The sequence below is a fragment of the Hydrogenophaga sp. genome, assembly GCF_018780385.1.
Taxonomy (GTDB): Bacteria; Pseudomonadota; Gammaproteobacteria; order Burkholderiales; family Burkholderiaceae_C; genus Hydrogenophaga.
In genome coordinates this window covers 126,453-144,265 of the sequence record NZ_JADMJO010000048.1, presented here as the reverse complement: position 1 = coordinate 144,265, position 17,813 = coordinate 126,453, and the positions used below count along the sequence as shown (strand labels likewise).

General features: G+C 64.6%; 14 protein-coding genes. 5 read left to right on the top strand and 9 right to left on the bottom strand.

From position 1 onward, the window contains the following. Nucleotides 1-19 precede the first annotated feature (19 nt). Genes IV113_RS16440 through IV113_RS16425 form a run of 4 tightly spaced genes read right to left on the bottom strand, consistent with a single transcriptional unit; the run spans nucleotide 20 to nucleotide 5,871 of the window. A complete protein-coding gene (locus IV113_RS16440) occupies nucleotides 20-3,118 on the bottom strand; it encodes an efflux RND transporter permease subunit (RefSeq protein WP_291087061.1) in 3,099 nt (1,032 codons plus the stop codon). Beyond that, the gene (locus IV113_RS16435; RefSeq protein ID WP_291087059.1) at nucleotides 3,115-4,188 is read right to left on the bottom strand and encodes an efflux RND transporter periplasmic adaptor subunit; all 1,074 of its coding nucleotides are present in this window, start codon (nucleotides 4,186-4,188) and stop codon (nucleotides 3,115-3,117) included. The genes IV113_RS16440 and IV113_RS16435 overlap by 4 nt, the downstream gene beginning before the upstream one ends. Before the next feature lie 58 nt (nucleotides 4,189-4,246). Beyond that, nucleotides 4,247-5,665: a TolC family protein gene (locus tag IV113_RS16430; protein WP_291087058.1), complete on the bottom strand. Its 1,419-nt coding sequence runs from the start codon at nucleotides 5,663-5,665 to the stop codon at nucleotides 4,247-4,249. Then, entirely contained in the window at nucleotides 5,662-5,871 is a 210-nt protein-coding gene (locus IV113_RS16425) for a hypothetical protein (RefSeq protein ID WP_291087056.1), read from the bottom strand. Before IV113_RS16425 ends, IV113_RS16430 begins: the two co-directional genes overlap by 4 nt. Before the next feature lie 138 nt (nucleotides 5,872-6,009). Between IV113_RS16425 and IV113_RS16420 the strand changes: the two genes are divergently transcribed. Beyond that, on the top strand, nucleotides 6,010-8,910 hold the full coding sequence (locus tag IV113_RS16420; protein WP_291087054.1) for an AAA family ATPase: 2,901 nt from the start codon (nucleotides 6,010-6,012) through the stop codon (nucleotides 8,908-8,910). 283 nt (nucleotides 8,911-9,193) lie between these two features. Next, entirely contained in the window at nucleotides 9,194-10,753 is a 1,560-nt protein-coding gene (locus IV113_RS16415) for a methyl-accepting chemotaxis protein (protein WP_291087052.1), read from the top strand. Nucleotides 10,754-10,789: 36 nt separating this feature from the next. Here the strand turns inward: IV113_RS16415 and IV113_RS16410 are convergent, their stop codons facing one another. Genes IV113_RS16410 through IV113_RS16395 form a run of 4 tightly spaced genes read right to left on the bottom strand, consistent with a single transcriptional unit; the run spans nucleotide 10,790 to nucleotide 13,089 of the window. After that, nucleotides 10,790-11,134 carry a J domain-containing protein gene (locus IV113_RS16410; protein ID WP_291087050.1) on the bottom strand — a complete coding sequence of 115 codons (345 nt, stop codon included), beginning with the start codon at nucleotides 11,132-11,134 and terminating at the stop codon, nucleotides 10,790-10,792. Further along, nucleotides 11,119-11,937: a hypothetical protein gene (locus IV113_RS16405; protein ID WP_291087048.1), complete on the bottom strand. Its 819-nt coding sequence runs from the start codon at nucleotides 11,935-11,937 to the stop codon at nucleotides 11,119-11,121. The genes IV113_RS16410 and IV113_RS16405 overlap by 16 nt, the downstream gene beginning before the upstream one ends. Nucleotides 11,938-11,946: 9 nt before the next feature. Then, entirely contained in the window at nucleotides 11,947-12,819 is an 873-nt protein-coding gene (locus IV113_RS16400) for a DUF2167 domain-containing protein (protein ID WP_291087046.1), read from the bottom strand. A 27-nt stretch (nucleotides 12,820-12,846) separates the two neighbouring features. Further along, on the bottom strand, nucleotides 12,847-13,089 hold the full coding sequence (locus tag IV113_RS16395) for a hypothetical protein (protein WP_291087044.1): 243 nt from the start codon (nucleotides 13,087-13,089) through the stop codon (nucleotides 12,847-12,849). Nucleotides 13,090-13,100: 11 nt separating this feature from the next. Here IV113_RS16395 and IV113_RS16390 point away from each other — a divergent pair, with 11 nt between their 5' ends. After that, entirely contained in the window at nucleotides 13,101-13,844 is a 744-nt protein-coding gene (locus IV113_RS16390; protein WP_291087042.1) for a hypothetical protein, read from the top strand. 14 nt (nucleotides 13,845-13,858) lie between these two features. On the opposite strand, the gene IV113_RS16385 is transcribed toward IV113_RS16390, so the two are convergent. After that, nucleotides 13,859-14,362, bottom strand: coding sequence for a YetF domain-containing protein (locus IV113_RS16385; protein WP_291087040.1), 504 nt, complete (start codon nucleotides 14,360-14,362; stop codon nucleotides 13,859-13,861). A 212-nt stretch (nucleotides 14,363-14,574) separates the two neighbouring features. On the opposite strand from IV113_RS16385, the gene IV113_RS16380 reads away from it, so the two are divergent. Both IV113_RS16380 and IV113_RS16375 read left to right on the top strand, forming a co-directional pair. Further along, entirely contained in the window at nucleotides 14,575-15,705 is a 1,131-nt protein-coding gene (locus tag IV113_RS16380; RefSeq protein ID WP_291087039.1) for a PAS domain-containing sensor histidine kinase, read from the top strand. A 120-nt stretch (nucleotides 15,706-15,825) separates the two neighbouring features. Next, a complete protein-coding gene (locus tag IV113_RS16375) occupies nucleotides 15,826-17,697 on the top strand; it encodes an FAD-dependent oxidoreductase (RefSeq protein ID WP_291087037.1) in 1,872 nt (623 codons plus the stop codon). The last annotated feature ends 116 nt before the right edge of the window (nucleotides 17,698-17,813 follow it).

The window sequence follows — 17,813 nt, the reverse complement described above, 5'->3', positions numbered from 1 at the left end:
CACCCTCTCGCCCTGTCGCTCAGGCAGCCGGCACCAGTTGGCCCGGAGCCGGGTCGGTGCCATCAGCCGGTTGATGGCGGCGCAGCTTGAACCAGGCAGCGTAGAGCGCCGGCACGAAGAAGATCGTGAGCAGGGTCGCGACGGTCAGGCCGCCCATGATGGCGATCGCCATGGGCCCCCAGAACACGCTGCTCGTCAGCGGGATCATCGCGAGCACCGCGGCTGCGGCCGCCAGCACCACCGGGCGGGTGCGGTGGATCGCGGCGTCGAGCACTGCGTTCCACGGATCGCGGCCCTCGTTGATCTCGATCTGGATCTGGTCGATCAGGATCACCGAGTTGCGCATGATCATGCCGCCGAGCGCGATGATGCCGAGGATCGCAACGAAGCCCAGCGGCGCCTGAAACGCCAGCAGCGCTGGCACCACACCGATCAGGCCGAGCGGCGCCGTCAGCAGCACCATCCACATGCGGGAGAAGTCCTGCAGTTGCAGCATCAGCAGCAACATGATGGTGCCGAGCATCAGAGGGACCACGGCCAGCAACGCGTCGTTGGCCTTGGCGCTCTCTTCCACCGCGCCGCCCACGTCGATGCGGTAGCCCGACGGCAGCTTCGCCTGGATGTCCTTCAACATCGGTCGGATCTCCTGCGTCGCGGTCACGCCCTGCTCGCCGTCTTTCACGTCGGCGCGCACGGTGATGGCCATGTCGCGGTTGCGGCGCCACAGCACCGGCTCTTCCAGTTCGTGCTGGACCGTCGCCACCTGCGACAGCGGCACGACCGTGCCCTGGCGGGTGTAGAGGTTGATGTCCTTCAGCGTGTCCAGGCTCAGGCGCTCTTGCGGCACGGCACGGGCCACGATGTCGATCAGGTCTTCGCGCTCACGCAGTTGCGACAGGGTGGCGCCGTTCATCACGGTCTGGGTCACCATCGAGACGTCGGTCGGCGTGAGACCGAGCGCTCGCGCCTTGTCCTGGTCGATCTGCACCTTCATGGCGCGCACCGGGTCGTTCCAGTCGAGCTGCACGTCACGCACCTTCGGGCTGGCCGCCACCACCGCCTCCACCTCGCGGGCTATTTTGCGCACCACCTGTGTGTCGGGGCCGACCACGCGGAACTGCACCGGGAAACCGACCGGTGGGCCAAGCTCCAGGCGGGTCACGCGCACCCAGGCCTGCGGGAACAGCTGGTTCGCTGAGTCCATCAGCCGCGAGCGCACACGTTCACGCGCTTCCAGGTCCTGCGTCATCACGATCAACTGGGCATAACCCGTGTTCGGCAGCTCGGGGTTGAGCGCCAGGTAGAAGCGGGGCGCGCCGGCACCGGTGTAGGCGGTGAAGAACTTGACGTCCTCGTCCTTGGACAGCACCGCTTCCATCTTCTTCACCTGCTCGGTCGTCGCCGCGAAGGAAGAGCCTTCCTTCAGACGCAGGTCGATGACCAGCTCGGGCCGCGAGCTGTTGGGGAAGAACTGCTCCGGCACGAGCTTGGTTGCCACCAGCGCGAGGGCCAAGGCGGCGACCGTCGTGCCGATCACCAGCCAGCGGCGCTGGATCGCGCCGTCGATCAGCCCGCGCAGCTTGCGATAGAACTTGGTGTCGTACGGGTCGCTGCCCTGGTGGTGGTGGCCCATTTCCTTGGGCAGGATCTTCATCGCGAGGTAAGGCGTGAAGATGCCCGAGCAGAGCCAGGACAGCAGCACCGCGGCACCGACGATCCAGAAGATGCCGCCCGCGTACTCGCCGGTGGTTGACTGCGACATGCCGATCGGCAGGAAGCCGGCGGCGGTGATCAGTGCGCCGGTCAGGCGCGGCATCGCGGTGGCCTGGTAGGAGAACACGGCCGCCTTGTGCTGGTCCCAACCGGCCTCCATCTTCACCACCATCATCTCGATGGCGATGATCGCGTCGTCCACCAGCAGGCCCAACGCGATGATGAGCGAGCCCAGCGAGATGCGCTCGAGGTTCCAGCCCATCGCCAGCATCAGCAGCGCCACGCCGCCCAGCACCAGCGGCACCGAGGTCGCGACGACCAGGCCGGAGCGCCAGCCCAGGCTGGCCAGGCTCACCGCGATCACGATGATCAGTGCTTCCGCCAGCGAGCGTTCGAAGTCCCAGATCGCGTCTTTCACGGTGGTCGGCTGATCGGCCACGCGCTCGAGCTCCACGCCGTGCGGCAGCTCGGACTGGATCTTCTCGACCGCGCTGTGCATGGCCGTGCCGAGCTCTACGATGTTGCCGTCGTCGGTCATCGAGATGCCGACCATCAGCACCGGCTCACCGTTGTGGCGCACGGTGTAGCTCGGTGGGTCCTCAAAGCCGCGCTGCACGGTCGCGATGTCGCCGAGCTTGATCGTGCGACCACCGGCCGTGATCGGCACGTTGCGGATGTCGTCGTCGCTCTTGAACTGGCCGCTCACGCGCACCATCACGCGGTCGCCTTCGGTGTCGATCTGGCCCGCGGGCAGCATCGCGTTCTGGCTCTTCAGGCTCTCAGCGATCGCCAGCGGCGTGATGCCCAGCGCGGCCAGTCGCTCGTGAGAGAACTCCACAAACACGCGCTTGGTCTGCTTGCCGATCACGTCGACCTTCTTGACCATCGGCACCTTGAGCATGCTGCGCTTGATGCCCTCGGCCGCATCCGACAAGTCGGCGTGGTTCACACCATCGCCATTGACCGCGTACATCAATCCGTAGACATCGCCGTATTCGTCGTTGACGATCGGGCCGATCACGCCTTCGGGCAACTCCAGACTCAGGTCATTGAGTTTCTTGCGCGCCTGGTACCAGGCTTCGGCCTGATCTGCCTTCGACGTGCCGCCCTTCACGGTGAGCGTCATGCCGCCGTAGCCTTGCCGGGCAAAGGTGACCACCTTGTCGAAGTTGTCGATCTGCTCGAGCTTCTTCTCCATGCGGTTGAGCACTTCGTCCTGCATCTGCTGGGCGGTCGCGCCCGGCCAGACGACGCCGGCGGTCATCGACGGCACCGAGAAGTTCGGATCTTCGAGCTGGCCCAGCTTGGTGAAGCTGAACGCGCCGGCCACCGCGACGACGATGAGCAGGAACAGGACAACGGCGCGGTGGCCGAGGGCCCATTCGGTGAGGTTGAAGGATTTCATTTGGTGGCCACCTGTGCGTTGGCTTCGGCTGCGGTCGGCATTGCAACTCGCAGGCCGGGCGACATCTTCTGCACACCGGCCGTCACCACGAGCGTGCCCGTCGGCAGCCCGGAGACGAACACCTGCTCGTTGGCGAATCCGTTGACCTTGACGCCTGCGAGTTCCACGGTCGCCGAGGCTTCTTCCTTCGTGCTGCGCACGACCCACACCGCCGGCTGGCCGTTGTTTTGCGTGATCGCCGTCGCCGGAATGGCCGCAACTTGCGATTGCGCAACTGGGCGCTTGGCGAGCAGCGTGGCCGTAGCGCCCAGCGGCAGCATGCGGGCCGAGGCAGGCTTCAGGCGCGCCCGGTACGTGCGTGTCTGGGCAGCCGCTTGCGGCGCAAGCTCACGCAGCACCACGTCAAACGCTTCGTCCGGCGCGCTCGCGAGCGTCGCCTTGAACTGCGCCTTGCGGAACGTGGTCACCTGGTCTTCCGGCACGTCCACCACGATCTCGGGCTCGCTGTCTCCCGCGATCGAAAGGACCGGCACCCCTTCGGCGACCACCTGGCCGACCTGGAAGCTCACATCGGTGACAACACCGTTGCGCGAGGCGCGCAGCACGGTGTACTTCAGCCGGTTACGCGCGATGTCGAGCTTCTTCATTTCCGCTTCGGCGTTGGCCTGCGCGGTCAACGCGGCGGTGCGTGCCCGTTCGCCGTCGGATTCGCTGACCGAGCCGTCGACCTTCAGCGCCTCGAGGCGTTTGTGATCCGATTCGGCCTGGCGTGCCTGCGATGCGGCTGCGGCTGCAGCTTGCTGAGCAGCGTCCGCGGCCAGCTTGTAGTCGATGTCTTCGATGACGGCGAGCACGTCGCCTTCACGGACGACCTGGCCCACCTCGACCTTGCGTTGCGCGATCTTGCCGCCAACGCGGAACGCTTCGTTCACCTCGTGGCGTGCACGCACGGTGGCCGCAAAGCGATTCGCCTGTTGGGCGGCATCAAAGCGAAGTTCGACGGTGCGAACGGGTCGAAGCACCTCGGCAGGCGGGGCTTTCGGGCTGCAGGCGGCCAGCAAGGCTGCCATGGGGATGGCCATCAAGGCCGCGGCGTGAGTGGTTTTCAAGGTCAGCTCCTGAGGACGATCAGTGGGTTTTGGAAGGGGATTCGAAGGCTTGCCAGCCGCCGCCGAGTGCCTTGAACAGGCGCACGCTGGCGAGTTGCAACTGGGTCTGGCTCTCGTTCGCACCAAGGCGAACAGACAGGCGCGCGCGCTGCGCGTCGAGCAGCGGCAGCAGGTCGACCTGGCCGCGCTCAAACAGCGATTGCGCACGGCCCAGGGCTGCGTCCGCCGACGTGGCCGCAGCACCGAGCGATTCGGACCGCGTGCGTTCTTCACGCAGCCCGACCAGGGAGTTCTCGACATCCTCGAGCGCGCGCACGATGCCGTCCTCATAGCGCGCGAGCGCTTCGGCCTGGCCGCTTTCGGCGATGTCGTTGATCGCCTGGGTGCGCCCGGCATTGAAGAGCGGCATGGCCAGCAGGGCCGACGCATTGGTGAAGCGCGAGGAACCGACGTCGATGCTGTTGAGCTGCAGACTGTCGCGGCCAAACATGGCGCCAACAAACAGGCGAGGAAACCATTCGGCTGCGGCCTGCTGGCGGCGGAAGTTCGCCGCTGTCAGTTGCGCCTTCATCGCGAGCAGATCCGGCCGGCGCTCAAGCAGGGAGGCGGGTTGGCCTGTGCGGGTGGTGGGCACAACGACCGCGCCGTTGAACGGCACGATGGCCGACGCCTGCCCCGCCTGGCCGCCGGTGAGCACGGCGATCCGATGCCTTGACACCGCAGCCAGCGTTTCGAGCGGCGGGATCGCCGCGCGCGCCTGCAAGGCCGCGGTCTGCGCACGCTCGACATCGAATGCCGTCGCCAGACCCACGCGCTGGCGGGCCGTGACGAGCCGCAGCGTCTCGTCCTGCGCGGTGGAGATCGCACGCACGGTATCGAGTTGGCGTTGTGCGCCCACCAGCGTGAAATAGTTCGTCGCCACGTCGCTCACGACGAGCAGGCGCACGCCCCGCTCGCCGTATTGGGCAGCCATGGCATCAGCCTCGGCGGCGGAGGCGCCGGCCCGCACACGACCGGTGATGTCCAGCTCCCACGAGACATCCAGGCCCACGGCCTGGCGGCTTGCGTCCGGGCTTTGCGCCTTGTAGGCCGCGCTGCGACCCGTGTCGCTGTACGAACCTTCTGCGGACAGGCCCACACTCGGCAACAGCGCGGATCGGCTGATCGTCTCTCCGGCACGGGCCGCCCGCACCCGCTGGGCGGCCATCTTGATGTCGCGGTTCTCGCTCGCTGCGCGGCGCACGAGCTGCGTGAGCACGGGATCGCCGAAGCTCTCCCACCAGGCGAGGTCGGGCTCGTCTTCGATGGAGGTGGCCGCCGCGAATGTCGCGGGGACATCGACGGCATGTTGTGCGACCGGCGTGGCGCAGCCGGCCAGTGTCAGGGCAACCAGCGTTGCGGCGGCCAGTGCGAGGCGCGTTGGGAGCGGCTTCTTCATTCGTTCTCCTTGGGACAGGGGTGGTTGGAGGCGCGGCGCTCGAGCCACGCCAGCAGCTCTTCGCTGCTGGCGAAATCGCAGCTGTCGCCGCTCGTCACGTGCTCGATACGCCCCACCAGGCCGCCGCCTTGCGGCCGCGCATCGCGATGCAGTCGCAGCACGTAACGACCGGCGGAGGGGTAGATGGGATGAGTGTTCAGGACCATGGCCGGTAGTCTCGGCGCGGCACCCTCAGAAGTCGTCCAGCGGCGGTCACGGTTCGGTCCCGATTCGGTATCGGAGCCTAGAATTCACACTTTGTGGCTCGGTATCGACGACTTGGTGGCGTCAAGGAAGTGGCGAAATTGACGGAATTGACGGACAGCGAACCGCTTCGCACCCACTTCGGACCGTTCCGGCTCGACGAAGCCGAAGCCCTGCTTGAGCGTGACGGGCAACCCGTGGAGGTACCGCCCCGCGCGTTTCAGGTGCTGTGTGAACTGGCCCGGCGCCCGGGCCAGCTGGTTGCGAAGGACGCGCTGATCGACGCGGTCTGGGGGCACCACCACCTCAACGAATCGGCACTCAAGAACATCGTGAGCCAGTTGCGCCAGGCGCTGGGGGACGACGCGCGGGAACCGCGGATCATCCAGACCGCCTCGCGCCGTGGCTATCGCTTCATCGCGACACTCGCGCAAGACGTGGCCGCACGGGCCAACGCCGCAACGAACTCCGCAACGCCTCCCGTGACGGCTGGCGCGCTGCCTGCGCCGGATCCGACGCTTGTCGGGCGTGAGCGGGCCCTGGCGAAAATGAGCGCAGCCTGGGCTGCAGCACAGCGCCAGCAGCGCCAACTGGTGTTCGTGCTGGGCGAAGCGGGCACGGGCAAGAGCACGCTGGTCGAGCATTTCGTCGCCGCATCGGGCGCCCTCGTCGCCTTTGGCCAGTGCATCGAACACTACGGCAGCGGCGAACCGTACATGCCGATTCTCGAAGCGCTGAACACACTGTGTCGCCTGCCGGACGGCAACCACCTCATCCGGTCCATGCGCGAAGTCGCGCCCACCTGGCTGCTCCAGATGCCCTGGTTCGTGAGCGACGAGGACCGACGCCAACTGCAGCGCGAGGCGGCGGGCGCGACCCAGGACCGCATGTTGCGCGAGTTCGGTGAACTGGTGGATCGCATGCCGCGCGAGGCGTCGGTGTTGCTCGTGCTCGAAGACCTGCACTGGTGCGACCACGCTACCGTGCAACTGCTCGGTTACCTGGCGCACCGCCGCGGGCCGGCGGGCCTGATGGTTCTGGGCACCTTGCGCCCGACCGAGCTGGTGCTGGAAGAACACCCGCTCGGGAGCTTGCGGCAGCAGCTTCGAGCGCGCCGCCTGAGCGTGGAGATCGATCTTGAATCGCTGTCCGAGGCGGACATCGGTGCATTGCTCGCCGCGCGCTTCGACGACGAAGCTCCCGAGGCGTTCGTGCGATCGCTGCACGCGCACACCTCGGGGCTGCCCTTGTTCGTTGTGAACGTGGTCGACGAACTGGTGAGCGACGGCACGCTGGTGCGCCAGGAGGGGCGTTGGCGTTTTCCCGACGCGGCCGCACTGCCGGTGCCGCGCGATGTGCATGCGCTGATCGAGACCCAGATTGCGCGGCTGCCGGCCGAACACCAGCGGGCTCTGGCTGCAGCCAGTGTGAGCGGCGTCGAATTTCTGGACGGGCCACTCGGGGAAGTGCTGGGCATGCCGGCCGACCGCCTGCAGGTTCTGCTGGAGGACGCGACACGGCGCGTCAGCTGGCTCCACTCCGCGGGCGTGCGATCGCTGGAGGGCGGCCGCATCTGCACGCGATACGCGTTCGCCCACACGATGTACCGCCATGTTCTGTACCAGAGACACGCACAGGCACAGAGACTTCAATGGCACCGGCAGTGGGCGGCCGCGCTCGGCGTGGCCTATGGGTCCTCGGCCGGCGAGATGGCGTCGGAACTGGCATTGCATTTCGAACGCGGGCAGCTTCCCGTGGCCGCGGCAGAGCAGCTCTCGATTGTCGCGACGCGTGCGCTTGAGCGTGGTGCCGCGGTCGAGGCGCGTGCCGCCGCACAGCACGGGCTGTTGCTCGGAACCGGGCAGCTGACCAAGGCGCTTGAACTCGAATTGCGCGTGCTCGAAGGCGTCGCCTTGACTCGGCTGCATGTCCTCGCCCATCCGCAAGTTGCGAAGGCGTTCTCACAGGCTCTGGCGCTACAGGCCGAAAGCGCGCCCGCGTGGCCACGTGCGCTGCAAGGCGCCTGGTGGGTGCACTACGCGAGAGGCGAACTGGACGAGGCACGCTCGCTCGCCAGCCAGATGCTGGCGTTGGCCGACACCGGCGACACCGCGCTGAGACTGGCCGCACACAACGCGTTGGGCATAGTGAACCTGCTCAGCGGCGACATCTCGCGTGCTCGCGACGAGCTCGAATCTGCCTTTGAACTCCACGCGCGCGAGGGCATGCATCTTCCGCCCACGCACTACGTGCAGGACCCCGGCGTCGAAGTCGCGTGTGGGTTGGCCCTGGCCTGCTGGTTCGCTGGCGAACCGCAACGCGCCCGCAATCTGGCACGGCAAGCGGCGCAGCGAGCGGCCACCAGCCACCATGCGCTGAGCGAGCTGACGGCGCTTTCGGCGCAGGCCATCCTGCACGCCCTGGCGCGAGAGTTCGATACCGTGCACCAGCTCACCGAACGCCTGTACACCTTGATCCGCGACCACGGACTGCCGCCCGAACGCAGCGACTTTGCGTGGCTGCACGGGCACTCACTCGTCGCACGCGGACAGGTCGCAGAGGGGCTGCAGGAAATGCGCGAGGCAGCGAACAGTGCAGAAGAATTCGGCATGCGTTCCGGCCTGTGCGGCTTTCACCACCACCATGCACAAGCTTGCCTCGAGGCAGGCCAGACCGCGCGGGCCCGCGCGTCGATCGAGGAAGGTATCGCGCTGGGCGAACGACTCGGCGGTCACACCGTGCTGCCCGGGCTGCTGGCGCAGCGCGCGGAGATGCTTGCCGTAGCAGGCGAGCAGGACGCCGCAACCGCCGCGTTCCACAAGGCTATCGCCTGCGCACGTCAGCGGGGGTCGGCATTCTTCGAGCTGCTGGCGCTCGCAGCGGCGCAGCGCCTGCGCAACCCGGCTGGTGACCCCGCACGGCTGCGCGAGCTGCTGGCGTTGTATGACGGGGATCCGTCGCCGGGGATCGCGGCGATACGGGATGCCACCGGGCAGGCATAGCCAGCGCGCGCCTCAACCAGGCTTTTGACGAGCCACCAGGCGCCGGCTCGATTTCGCCAGGTCTGGCTCCGGCACTTCCAGCGTCCGGCCCCACAAATTGGCTCGAACACATGCTGTCATGAAATCTTCATAAATGCTACTTTGTTTATAGCGTGAGATCAAGTATTGACAGTGTCTGTGGCCGATCAGTCAAGAATCAGAAGACTCAAGTTCCTGGGGCCTGAGCCGAAAACCATGGCAATCAATGAATTGTTCAACCTTCAGGCACTGAAGCTACCTCACCATGAACTGGATCTCCCATATCTCCACGCGAGCCAAGCTGATTTTGCTGGTCGGTGTTTGTGCGCTGGGCATTGCTGTCGTTGCGGGCACCGCTCTTCGCGGTCTGCAGCAAGCTGTCGGTGCAGGCGAGCAACTTGCACAGCAAGAGGTCTCGACCATTCAGGCTCTTGGAGAACTGCGCTCAAACGTCGGGAACATGCGTCGCCACGAAAAGGACATGTTCCTCAACCTCGCCGATGAGGACATGCTCAACCGTGACCACCGGTTGTGGCGCGATCAAGTGGCGGCTGGCAGTCAACGCATTGCTGAACTGCGTCCCCTGCTGAACCCCGACGAACAACAGTTCACGGATCGGCTGATGGAGGCATTGGCGAGCTACGAAAAAGTGGTTGAAGGCATACATGTCGGCATCACCCGCGGAGAAATCAACGACCCCTGGCGAGCCAGCCAGGCTCTCGAACCCGCATTGGTACAAGTGCGTGCCGCTGATGAGGCGTTGGACGCCATCGGCAGCAAGGTGGCCGCGCGTGTGAAGCTGACGGTTGAGCGGCTGTCCACCATTCAGCAAAGGGCCGTTCAACACACACTGCTGGCGTCACTCTGTTCGCTCATCATGGCTCTGGGCCTTGGCTACACCACGGGCCAACGCATCATCCGGCCCCTCAGATCCGCTGCCGCTGCCATTGAACGTGTGGCCGAGGGAGATCTCAGCTTCACCTTGACTCCCAGCGGATCCGACGAGATTGGCCGCGTTCTGGGCGGCATCCAGCGCATGCAGGACAGCCTGGGCTTGCTGGTAGCGGACATTCGCGAGGGTGTTGAAAGCATCAACACAGCATCGGTAGAGATCGCGTCAGGCAACCAGGACCTGAGCGCGCGCACCGAACAGGCCGCCAGCAACCTGGAAGAGACCGCAGCCTCCATGGAGCAGCTCACCAGCACCGTGCGCCAGAGCGCCGATGCAGCGCGCCAGGCCAACCAGCTGGCCGCCAGCGCGGCCGAGATCGCCGTGCGCGGTGGTCAGGTGGTGGGCCAGGTGGTCACGACCATGGACGAGATCAACCACAGCAGCAAGAAGATCAGCGACATCATCGGTGTCATCGACGGCATCGCCTTCCAGACCAACATCCTGGCCCTGAACGCGGCGGTGGAAGCCGCGCGGGCCGGAGAACAGGGCCGGGGCTTCGCGGTGGTGGCGGGCGAGGTGCGCAACCTGGCGCAGCGCAGTGCCGAGGCGGCCAAGGAAATCAAGAACCTGATCGGCGCCAGCGTGGACCGGGTGGAGGCGGGCTCAAGATTGGTGGCCGATGCGGGCCAGACCATGAGCGAGATCGTGGGCTCGGTGCAGCGCGTGAGCGACATCATGGGCGAGATCACAGTCTCAGCGGGCGAGCAAAGCGACGGCATCGGGCAAGTGAACACCGCAGTGAGCCAGCTGGACCAGATCACGCAACAGAACGCGGCTTTGGTGCAAGAGAGCGCGGCGGCCGCGCAGAGCCTGAAGGATCAAGCCACCCGACTTTCTGGAACGATGGATCGTTTCAGTCTCGCGGCGACCTGACCACACGGCGCATTTCACTTCAATCCGGCCACACCTTCAAGACCGGGACGGTTCACCACCGCGCGCGGCGCACCCTTGCTGGTAGGCCTCATTGATCTCCTTGGCCTTGACCTCGGCGATCGCCGTGAACTCAGGTCCCAGACCCGCAACCTTGTCGGGGTGGTAGAGCCCGATCTTTCGCTTGTAGGCCTGCTTGATCTCCTCCAACGAAGCCCCGGCACCCACTTCAAGCACCTGGTGCCAGTCAAGCGCTTCGGCTGAGCCCGGGCTCCCGGTCTGGTTGCCCGGCAACTTGTCCACGAAGTGCTTGACCACCAGGTACCCAAAGAACGCGGCGATGCCCAGGAACCACCACTCGCTGACCTTCAGATCGTCAAACATGCCCTGGCCTCCATGATCCATTGCTGCGTGGCGCTGAGGTGATTCAACTCTGCCGCCCCCGCTGAACCGAGATCGCCCGCCCGTGTGTCCTGGGGATCCGAGGTCCTTGAATCGTCCTCCGCAACCTCGTATCCCTGTGCCATCTCCAGCATGTCCAGTCGATTCTTCATCTGCAGGGTGAGTCCGGCTCGATCGTCCTCATCCTGCGTGCGCTTGAGCTCGCGCAGCCCGAGCCCAAGCGCCGAGACGGCCACCCGCTTCTTGTAGACGAGGCGTTTGCCCAGGTTCATCAGGTAGGCGGGCACGAACAGGGCTTCGACCGAAGAGACAAAAGCCTCGTACCCGGTGAGCTGCAGCCGCGCGCGCCGCAGCACCAGCGCGACCGTGGCGATGGACCAAACGAGCAGGTGCAGGCCTATGAAGGCAATCAGTGCCGGTGTGAATCCGATCTGAAAGGACAAGGCTGCCAGGAAGACGACGACGACCAGGTAGGCGTAACCCAGTGAGCAAAAGCCATTGAGCGTGGGCAAGGCGGAGCCCACCAAGGAGCAGCTCCGACGCCAATGGCGAGGGTCGACGTCGCCGAAGCACCGGGTGGTCACCAAGCCCCGGTCGAAAAGATTCAAGGGGTTCAGCAGCACCATCTCCTTGCCGGCTGCCGTCAAACGCCCGGCGGCGTCGTACCGCAGTTGTCCCTTTCGCCCGAACCTCAGCAGATCACAACCATGGGGGACGATGATCAGGTTGTCAAAAAAGAGGAAAGCCGCCACCACCAGCCAGAACAGGGCTGCTTCACTGGGCATGGAGGACCTTCATTGGGGCGTCTTCTTGCGGCTGACGAATCGTTTGACAACGCCCCACAAGGCCGCAACGCCGGCCAGGATGGCTATGCCGATGGCCTTGAAGCCGCCTTTGCTGGTGGCCACGGCGGCAGCGCCGCCCAACACCAGGGCGCCCAACCCGTAGGCGGCCACCTTGTCGCCTTGCTTCCAGTCGCTGTACTTCTCGCCGCTGACGTAGCTGAAGTTGGCCATGGCAAGTTTGAAGTCAGCGAGATCCTTCTCGACGGTTTGTGGAGAGTTGGAGACCAAGGTGACGTTGGTGAATCCACTTCGACCCAGAATCTTCGTGCTCACATTGGCCAGCATGGACTGATCGGTTTCATCGCGGAGCAGTGTGGCCCATTCCAGGCGATTGGTGGTGGTGTCGTATCGAGGAGGGATGGCCCAACCCACAACGGAGAGGGCGTTGTAGCCGGCCTTGCGCCTGTTTTCACCTTCGGCCGCGCTGGACTCCTTCAGTGAGGTGAGAAGTGCTTCCGCGTCGATTTTCTCGTCGTCCTTGATATACCCCTCCGGAGAGAAGCTCAGGACGGCAAACCAATCGGACTCCGTGGGGGCCACCGTGTACGCCGAACCTCGGGGCGGGTTGCCGTTGATGATCAGGAATCTGTCGGTGTCGGCGGAGTTCAGGAAGGTGTGCTTCTGCGTCGCGACAAACGTGGCCTTGCCGGCAATATCGCCCGTCTGACCGGTCTTGTACCAACCCAGTGCCTGGATCTGGCGGGTCATCTCTTGCTGCTCCGCCGTGTCCTGGGCGAATGCCAGGGACGGGGTGGTGACGACAGCACCCAGTGCGCAGCAAAGCAGCGCTGCGCCCACGATGGATTTGAACTTGTTCTTCATAGTTTTCCCCTCCTGATGGTTTGTTGATCACACCCGCGCGGAAAGTGTGTCGGAATGTTTGTCGAACCGGAAGCTTCGTTTATCTGAGCCCTGCCTCGCCGCGTCAAGGGAAATCAAGGACATGCCGATGCACTGCGCCGGTCGGCGACCCATTGCCCCAAAGGCGCTTGCTTCTGCCATCGTCACCCGGTTAAGCTCGTCGCCTGATGTCATCACTTCGCCACAATATTGCGCTAGGACTCGCTGGAGCAGACGCGAACGTGCGGTCATGGTGGCGGGCAATGTGCGCGCTCGCCGCGTTGAACGTTTGCCTGTGGCTGGCCGTGTGGCACTTCGGGCCCGTCAGCGGGATCCACGGGGGTTTGCAGCTCGCGTTGTCTGGCGTCTACGTGCTGGTGTGCGCCTACCGCTCGGTGCTTCCCCGGGTGGACCTCGAGCGCCTCGTGGTGGTGGACACGCGCCTGTCCAGCATCTTCCTGGGCCGCGCCGCAGCCACGGTCGCCGAGATCTGTTTCGCGGTGCAACTGGGGCTGCTGGTCAACCAGCTGGGCGTGCACGCCGACATGCCGTGGGTGCAGCAGGCCGCCTGGGTGGTCCCGATGTTCATGGTGGTGGCGCAGGGTTTCTGCTGGCACAGCGTGCTGACGCTGAATCACATCACCCAGGCCGTCGAGTCCATGCTGTGGGCGGCTGGCTTTTCCTGGATGGCGGCCCTGCTGGCCAGCATCGCCCTCGACAGCAGTGGCTGGGTCAACTCGTTGGCGATCTTCGGGATTCTGTGCTCGCTGGCCTTCGTGGCTTATGTCCTCGGCGTGGACGCGCCGATGTACTGGCGCCGTTACCGCCACGGCCGCGCCAATGGGCAGGCTTACATGCGCTTCGACCAGGGCGCGCGTGACGCCTGGGACCGCCGCGTGTGCAGCGGCAGTTGGGCCGCGTGGAAGGCCGATGCGCTCTGGCTGACGCCCTACTTCAGCTTCGGTGTCTGGGTCAGCATCGCGATGGTGTGCGTTCCCGGCGCCTGAAGCAGCTCGACAACTCAGACACCGCTCTTCTGCTGCACGTCACCGGACGACTCCTTCAAGACGCTGATCCCGCCATCGGCCTCCAGAAACGCGTATTTCAGATCCTTCAGGTCGCAGTCGGCCTCGCGCAGCGCGCGCTCGACGTCGATCCGGGGCACATGATTCCTTTTCAGTGCGTCTGCATACAGCCGCCCGTCCCGCCCGATGAGCACGGGAGCGCCTTCCATCAGCGTCTGCAAACGGGTGCTGCGAGCGGTCGCCACGGCCACCAGCCAGTTGAACGCAACCAGGGTGACCGCTGCCACCAGTGCGCCGGTGACCGAGTGGTCCTCACCGACCATCCCGGCGGAGACCGCTTCGCTCAACAACAGGACCACCAGCAGGTCGAAGGGGGTGAACTGGCCCACGGTGCGCTTGCCGGACAGGCGAACCAGCACCAGCAGTGAGGCGTAAACAATCGCCACCCGCAGAGAAAGCGCCCACCACGGCACTGAGAGTTCGAACATGTGCACCTCCATTCATTCGCGCCAGTGTCTCTTCAAGGGCCCCATCCCGTTCACAGGGCAATTGGCATTCCTGCGGCCGCAGACCGCGGAGCTGAGGCAACCGAAGAAAGTCCGTCGAACTGCATCGCTCCCCTCGACCACAGAGCGTGCTCCCACCGCAGGGCCCATGCCGCCTGCGTTGCAGTACAGTCCTTGCCACTTGTCTCATTCCGGAGTGGAACTTCATGTCGACCCTCGATCGCGCGGATTTGACAGACTCGGAGCGCCTGAGGCTACTGGATGCCGTGCGCGATTACGCCATCTACATGCTCGACCCGCAGGGTCATGTCCAGAGCTGGAACCGGGGTGCCGAGTTGATCAAGGGCTACTCCGCCCCAGAGGTGATCGGCAAGCACTACAGCATGTTCTTTCGCCAGCAGGACCGCGCGGAGGGACTCCCAGCCTGGCAACTGCAAAGGGCTCTCCTCCACGGCAGAACGGAGGAGGAAGGGTGGCGCGTACGGAAAAATGGAACGACGTTCTGGGCGAACATCGTACTCACACCCATCCATACCGACGAGGGAGAACTGGCAGGCTTTGCCAAGGTGACTCGCGACATGAGCGAACGCCACACGATGCACGAGTTGGAGGCCTCCTTGCGTCGCACGAACGAGTTTCTGGCGATGCTGGGCCATGAACTTCGCAATCCCCTGGCGCCCATGCGAAACGCTGTGACGCTCATGCAGCGGGAGACATCGCTGAGCTCATCGCTGTTGATCGCCCGCGACGTCCTGGACCGTCAACTTTCCCATCTCAACCGGTTGCTGGGCGACCTGTTGGACGCCGGACGGCTCACGAGCGGCAAGATTCAGATCAGGCCTGAACGGATCACGTTCAACAGCGTCGTGACACAGGCCGTCGAAGCAGTCTGGCCATCGTTGAACGCTCGATCACAGGTGCTCAACGTCGACCTGCCAGAGGGTGACATCTTCTTGAATGCCGACGAGATTCGCCTCATCCAGGTGGTGCAGAACCTGCTGTCCAACGCGGTGAAGTTTTCACCGGACGGCGAAATCATCACGTTGCAAGCCCGCGTGGTCAACGACTGGCTGCGGGTGAGCGTTTCAGACAATGGTGTGGGGATGGAGCCAGCGACCATCGATCAGCTTTTTGTCTTGTTTGCCCAAGGTGAAGAGGTGATGGAAAGCAGCCGGGGGGGCCTGGGAATCGGGCTCGCGTTGGCGCGCTCCATTGTTGAGATGCATGCCGGAAACATTTCAGGGTGGAGTGGTGGTGTCGGCACAGGCAGCATCTTCACTTTCGAGTTGCCTGGCGCCGCGCTGGAAGAGAACTCCACCCCTTCCCGCAACTTGTGAGCGCTTGAAGGCCTGTTTCAGGTGCCATTGGTGCGGTCGAAGACACCGTCGAGAAAAAGCAAGTCAACCCTGTTGCCAACGGGATGCAAGTCCTTGGACAGGCTGGCCCAAGGAGTTTCCATGCCGCAACGCCCCGACTCCGATCACTCTCCAAAAAAGCCGCCTCGCCCATCCAGACGTCGACTGCTGCGGATCGCCGCAGCCATGCCCATCTTCGCCGGACACTGGCTCACGGGACTTTTCTCAAAGTCTGCCATTGCGGCCCCCGTGACCGGTGCGCGCGTTCGGCCGGGCGATCCGTCATGGCCAACCGAATCACGCTGGAGGCAACTTGGCGAACAAGTTGGAGGCGCATTGATCAGAGTTCGATCTCCTCTGGTGGAGTGTCTCAATGCAGCTTCCGGGGCGGCGTGCACGCAGCTGTTCAAAGCGGTCAAGAACCCCTACTTCATCGGTGAAGAGGTCGCACTGACCCAGACGCTGGGATGGGTAGACGCCTGGACTACCGCACCCAGCGTCTATGCGGTGGCAGCACGCAGCACGGCGCACGTGGTTGCCGCCGTCAACTTTGCCCGCGAACACAATCTGCGCCTCGTCGTGAAGGGCGGAGGCCACAGCTACCAGGGCACATCGAATGCACCCGATTCCTTGCTCATCTGGACGCGCAAGATGAACGACATCATGCTTCACGACTCGTTTGTCGCTGCAGGGTGCGAGGCCACCGCGAAGCCGATGCAAGCCGTCACGATTGGAGCCGGCGCGCTCTGGGGCCACGTCTATGACGCCGTGACCACGCGAGCGGGCGGGTATGTTCAAGGCGGGGGGTGCATGACAGTCGGTGTGGCCGGGCTCGTTCAGAGCGGCGGGTTCGGGAGTTTCTCCAAAGCCTACGGGCTCGCCGCCAGCAGTCTGCTTCAGGCCGAAGTCGTCACGGCCGATGGCGTCATCCGAGTGGTGAACGCGTGCACCCATCCGGACCTGTTCTGGGCCCTCAAGGGCGGGGGTGGTGGCAGTTTCGGCGTCGTCACTTCACTCACGTTGCGGGTTCACAGACTGCCGTTGAACTTTGGAGCGGTGAACATGACGATCCAGGCCACATCGCCAGCCGCGTATCGTCAACTGATAGGTCATGTCCTTGACTTCTACAGCGAGAAGCTGATGAACCCGAACTGGGGCGAGCAGATCCGCTTTCGGCCCAACAACATCCTGTCGATCTCGATGGTCTTTCAAGGACTCGATCGAAGTCAGGCGCAGGCGATCTGGAGGCCATTCATGGATCTCGTCGAAAGCGCGCCGGATGACTTCAAGGTAGAGCTTCCATTTCTTCCGATTGTGGCAACCTCCGCCCGGGATTTCTGGGCTCCCACGCTGATCAAGAGGATGCTCGGCTTCATCAGCACCGATGATCGGCCCGGCGCTCCGGCGAGCAACGTCTTCTGGCCAGGCGATCAGCGCCAGTCAGGCCAAGTCCTGCATGGCTATCAGTCAGCCTGGCTCCCGGCGGCGTTGTTGCAGGATGGACAACGCAAGGCGCTGTGCGACGCCCTGCACTCCGCAACCCGGCATTGGGGCGTGTCCTTGCACGTGAACAAAGGGCTTGCAGGTGCCTCGGCTGATGCGGTGGCTGCCGCAAAGGACACGGCAATGAATCCGGCCGTGCTGGATGCTTTCGCGCTCGCCATCAGCGGCGCGGAGGAGCAGCCAGCCTTCCCCGGTGTCCCGGGCCACGAGCCCAACACCACGTTGGCTCGCACGCGTGCACAAGCGGTCGGGCGCGCCATGGACGAAGTTCGAAAGCTGGTTCCGAACGCCGGGTCCTACGTGGCGGAGAGCGATTACTTCAACACCGGGTGGCAGCAGTCTTTCTGGGGGTTGAACTATCCGAGGTTGGCCAGCGTGAAGGCGAAATACGACCCCACAGGACTCTTCTTCGTGCACCACGGCGTGGGTAGCGAAAGCTGGGGTCGCGATGGGTTCACGAAACAAGCATGACGCGCTGATTTCGGACCTCCACACGCACCAACCCGGTGTCTCTGTTCGGTGATCGAAGCATTCCACCTGACCACGGCAAGAACCCGGAACCGTGACTGCATCGCGGTAAACTGCGC

Coding starts and splice junctions, on each gene's coding strand:
- IV113_RS16395 (WP_291087044.1), bottom strand. CDS start 13,089: ATGACCGCACGTTCGCGTCTGCTCCAGCGAGTCCTAGCGCAATATTGT.
- IV113_RS16410 (WP_291087050.1), bottom strand. CDS start 11,134: ATGTTTGACGATCTGAAGGTCAGCGAGTGGTGGTTCCTGGGCATCGCC.
- IV113_RS16415 (WP_291087052.1), top strand. CDS start 9,194: ATGAACTGGATCTCCCATATCTCCACGCGAGCCAAGCTGATTTTGCTG.
- IV113_RS16380 (WP_291087039.1), top strand. CDS start 14,575: ATGTCGACCCTCGATCGCGCGGATTTGACAGACTCGGAGCGCCTGAGG.
- IV113_RS16375 (WP_291087037.1), top strand. CDS start 15,826: ATGCCGCAACGCCCCGACTCCGATCACTCTCCAAAAAAGCCGCCTCGC.
- IV113_RS16430 (WP_291087058.1), bottom strand. CDS start 5,665: ATGAAGAAGCCGCTCCCAACGCGCCTCGCACTGGCCGCCGCAACGCTG.
- IV113_RS16440 (WP_291087061.1), bottom strand. CDS start 3,118: ATGAAATCCTTCAACCTCACCGAATGGGCCCTCGGCCACCGCGCCGTT.
- IV113_RS16400 (WP_291087046.1), bottom strand. CDS start 12,819: ATGAAGAACAAGTTCAAATCCATCGTGGGCGCAGCGCTGCTTTGCTGC.
- IV113_RS16385 (WP_291087040.1), bottom strand. CDS start 14,362: ATGGAGGTGCACATGTTCGAACTCTCAGTGCCGTGGTGGGCGCTTTCT.
- IV113_RS16435 (WP_291087059.1), bottom strand. CDS start 4,188: ATGGCAGCCTTGCTGGCCGCCTGCAGCCCGAAAGCCCCGCCTGCCGAG.
- IV113_RS16425 (WP_291087056.1), bottom strand. CDS start 5,871: ATGGTCCTGAACACTCATCCCATCTACCCCTCCGCCGGTCGTTACGTG.
- IV113_RS16405 (WP_291087048.1), bottom strand. CDS start 11,937: ATGCCCAGTGAAGCAGCCCTGTTCTGGCTGGTGGTGGCGGCTTTCCTC.
- IV113_RS16390 (WP_291087042.1), top strand. CDS start 13,101: ATGTGCGCGCTCGCCGCGTTGAACGTTTGCCTGTGGCTGGCCGTGTGG.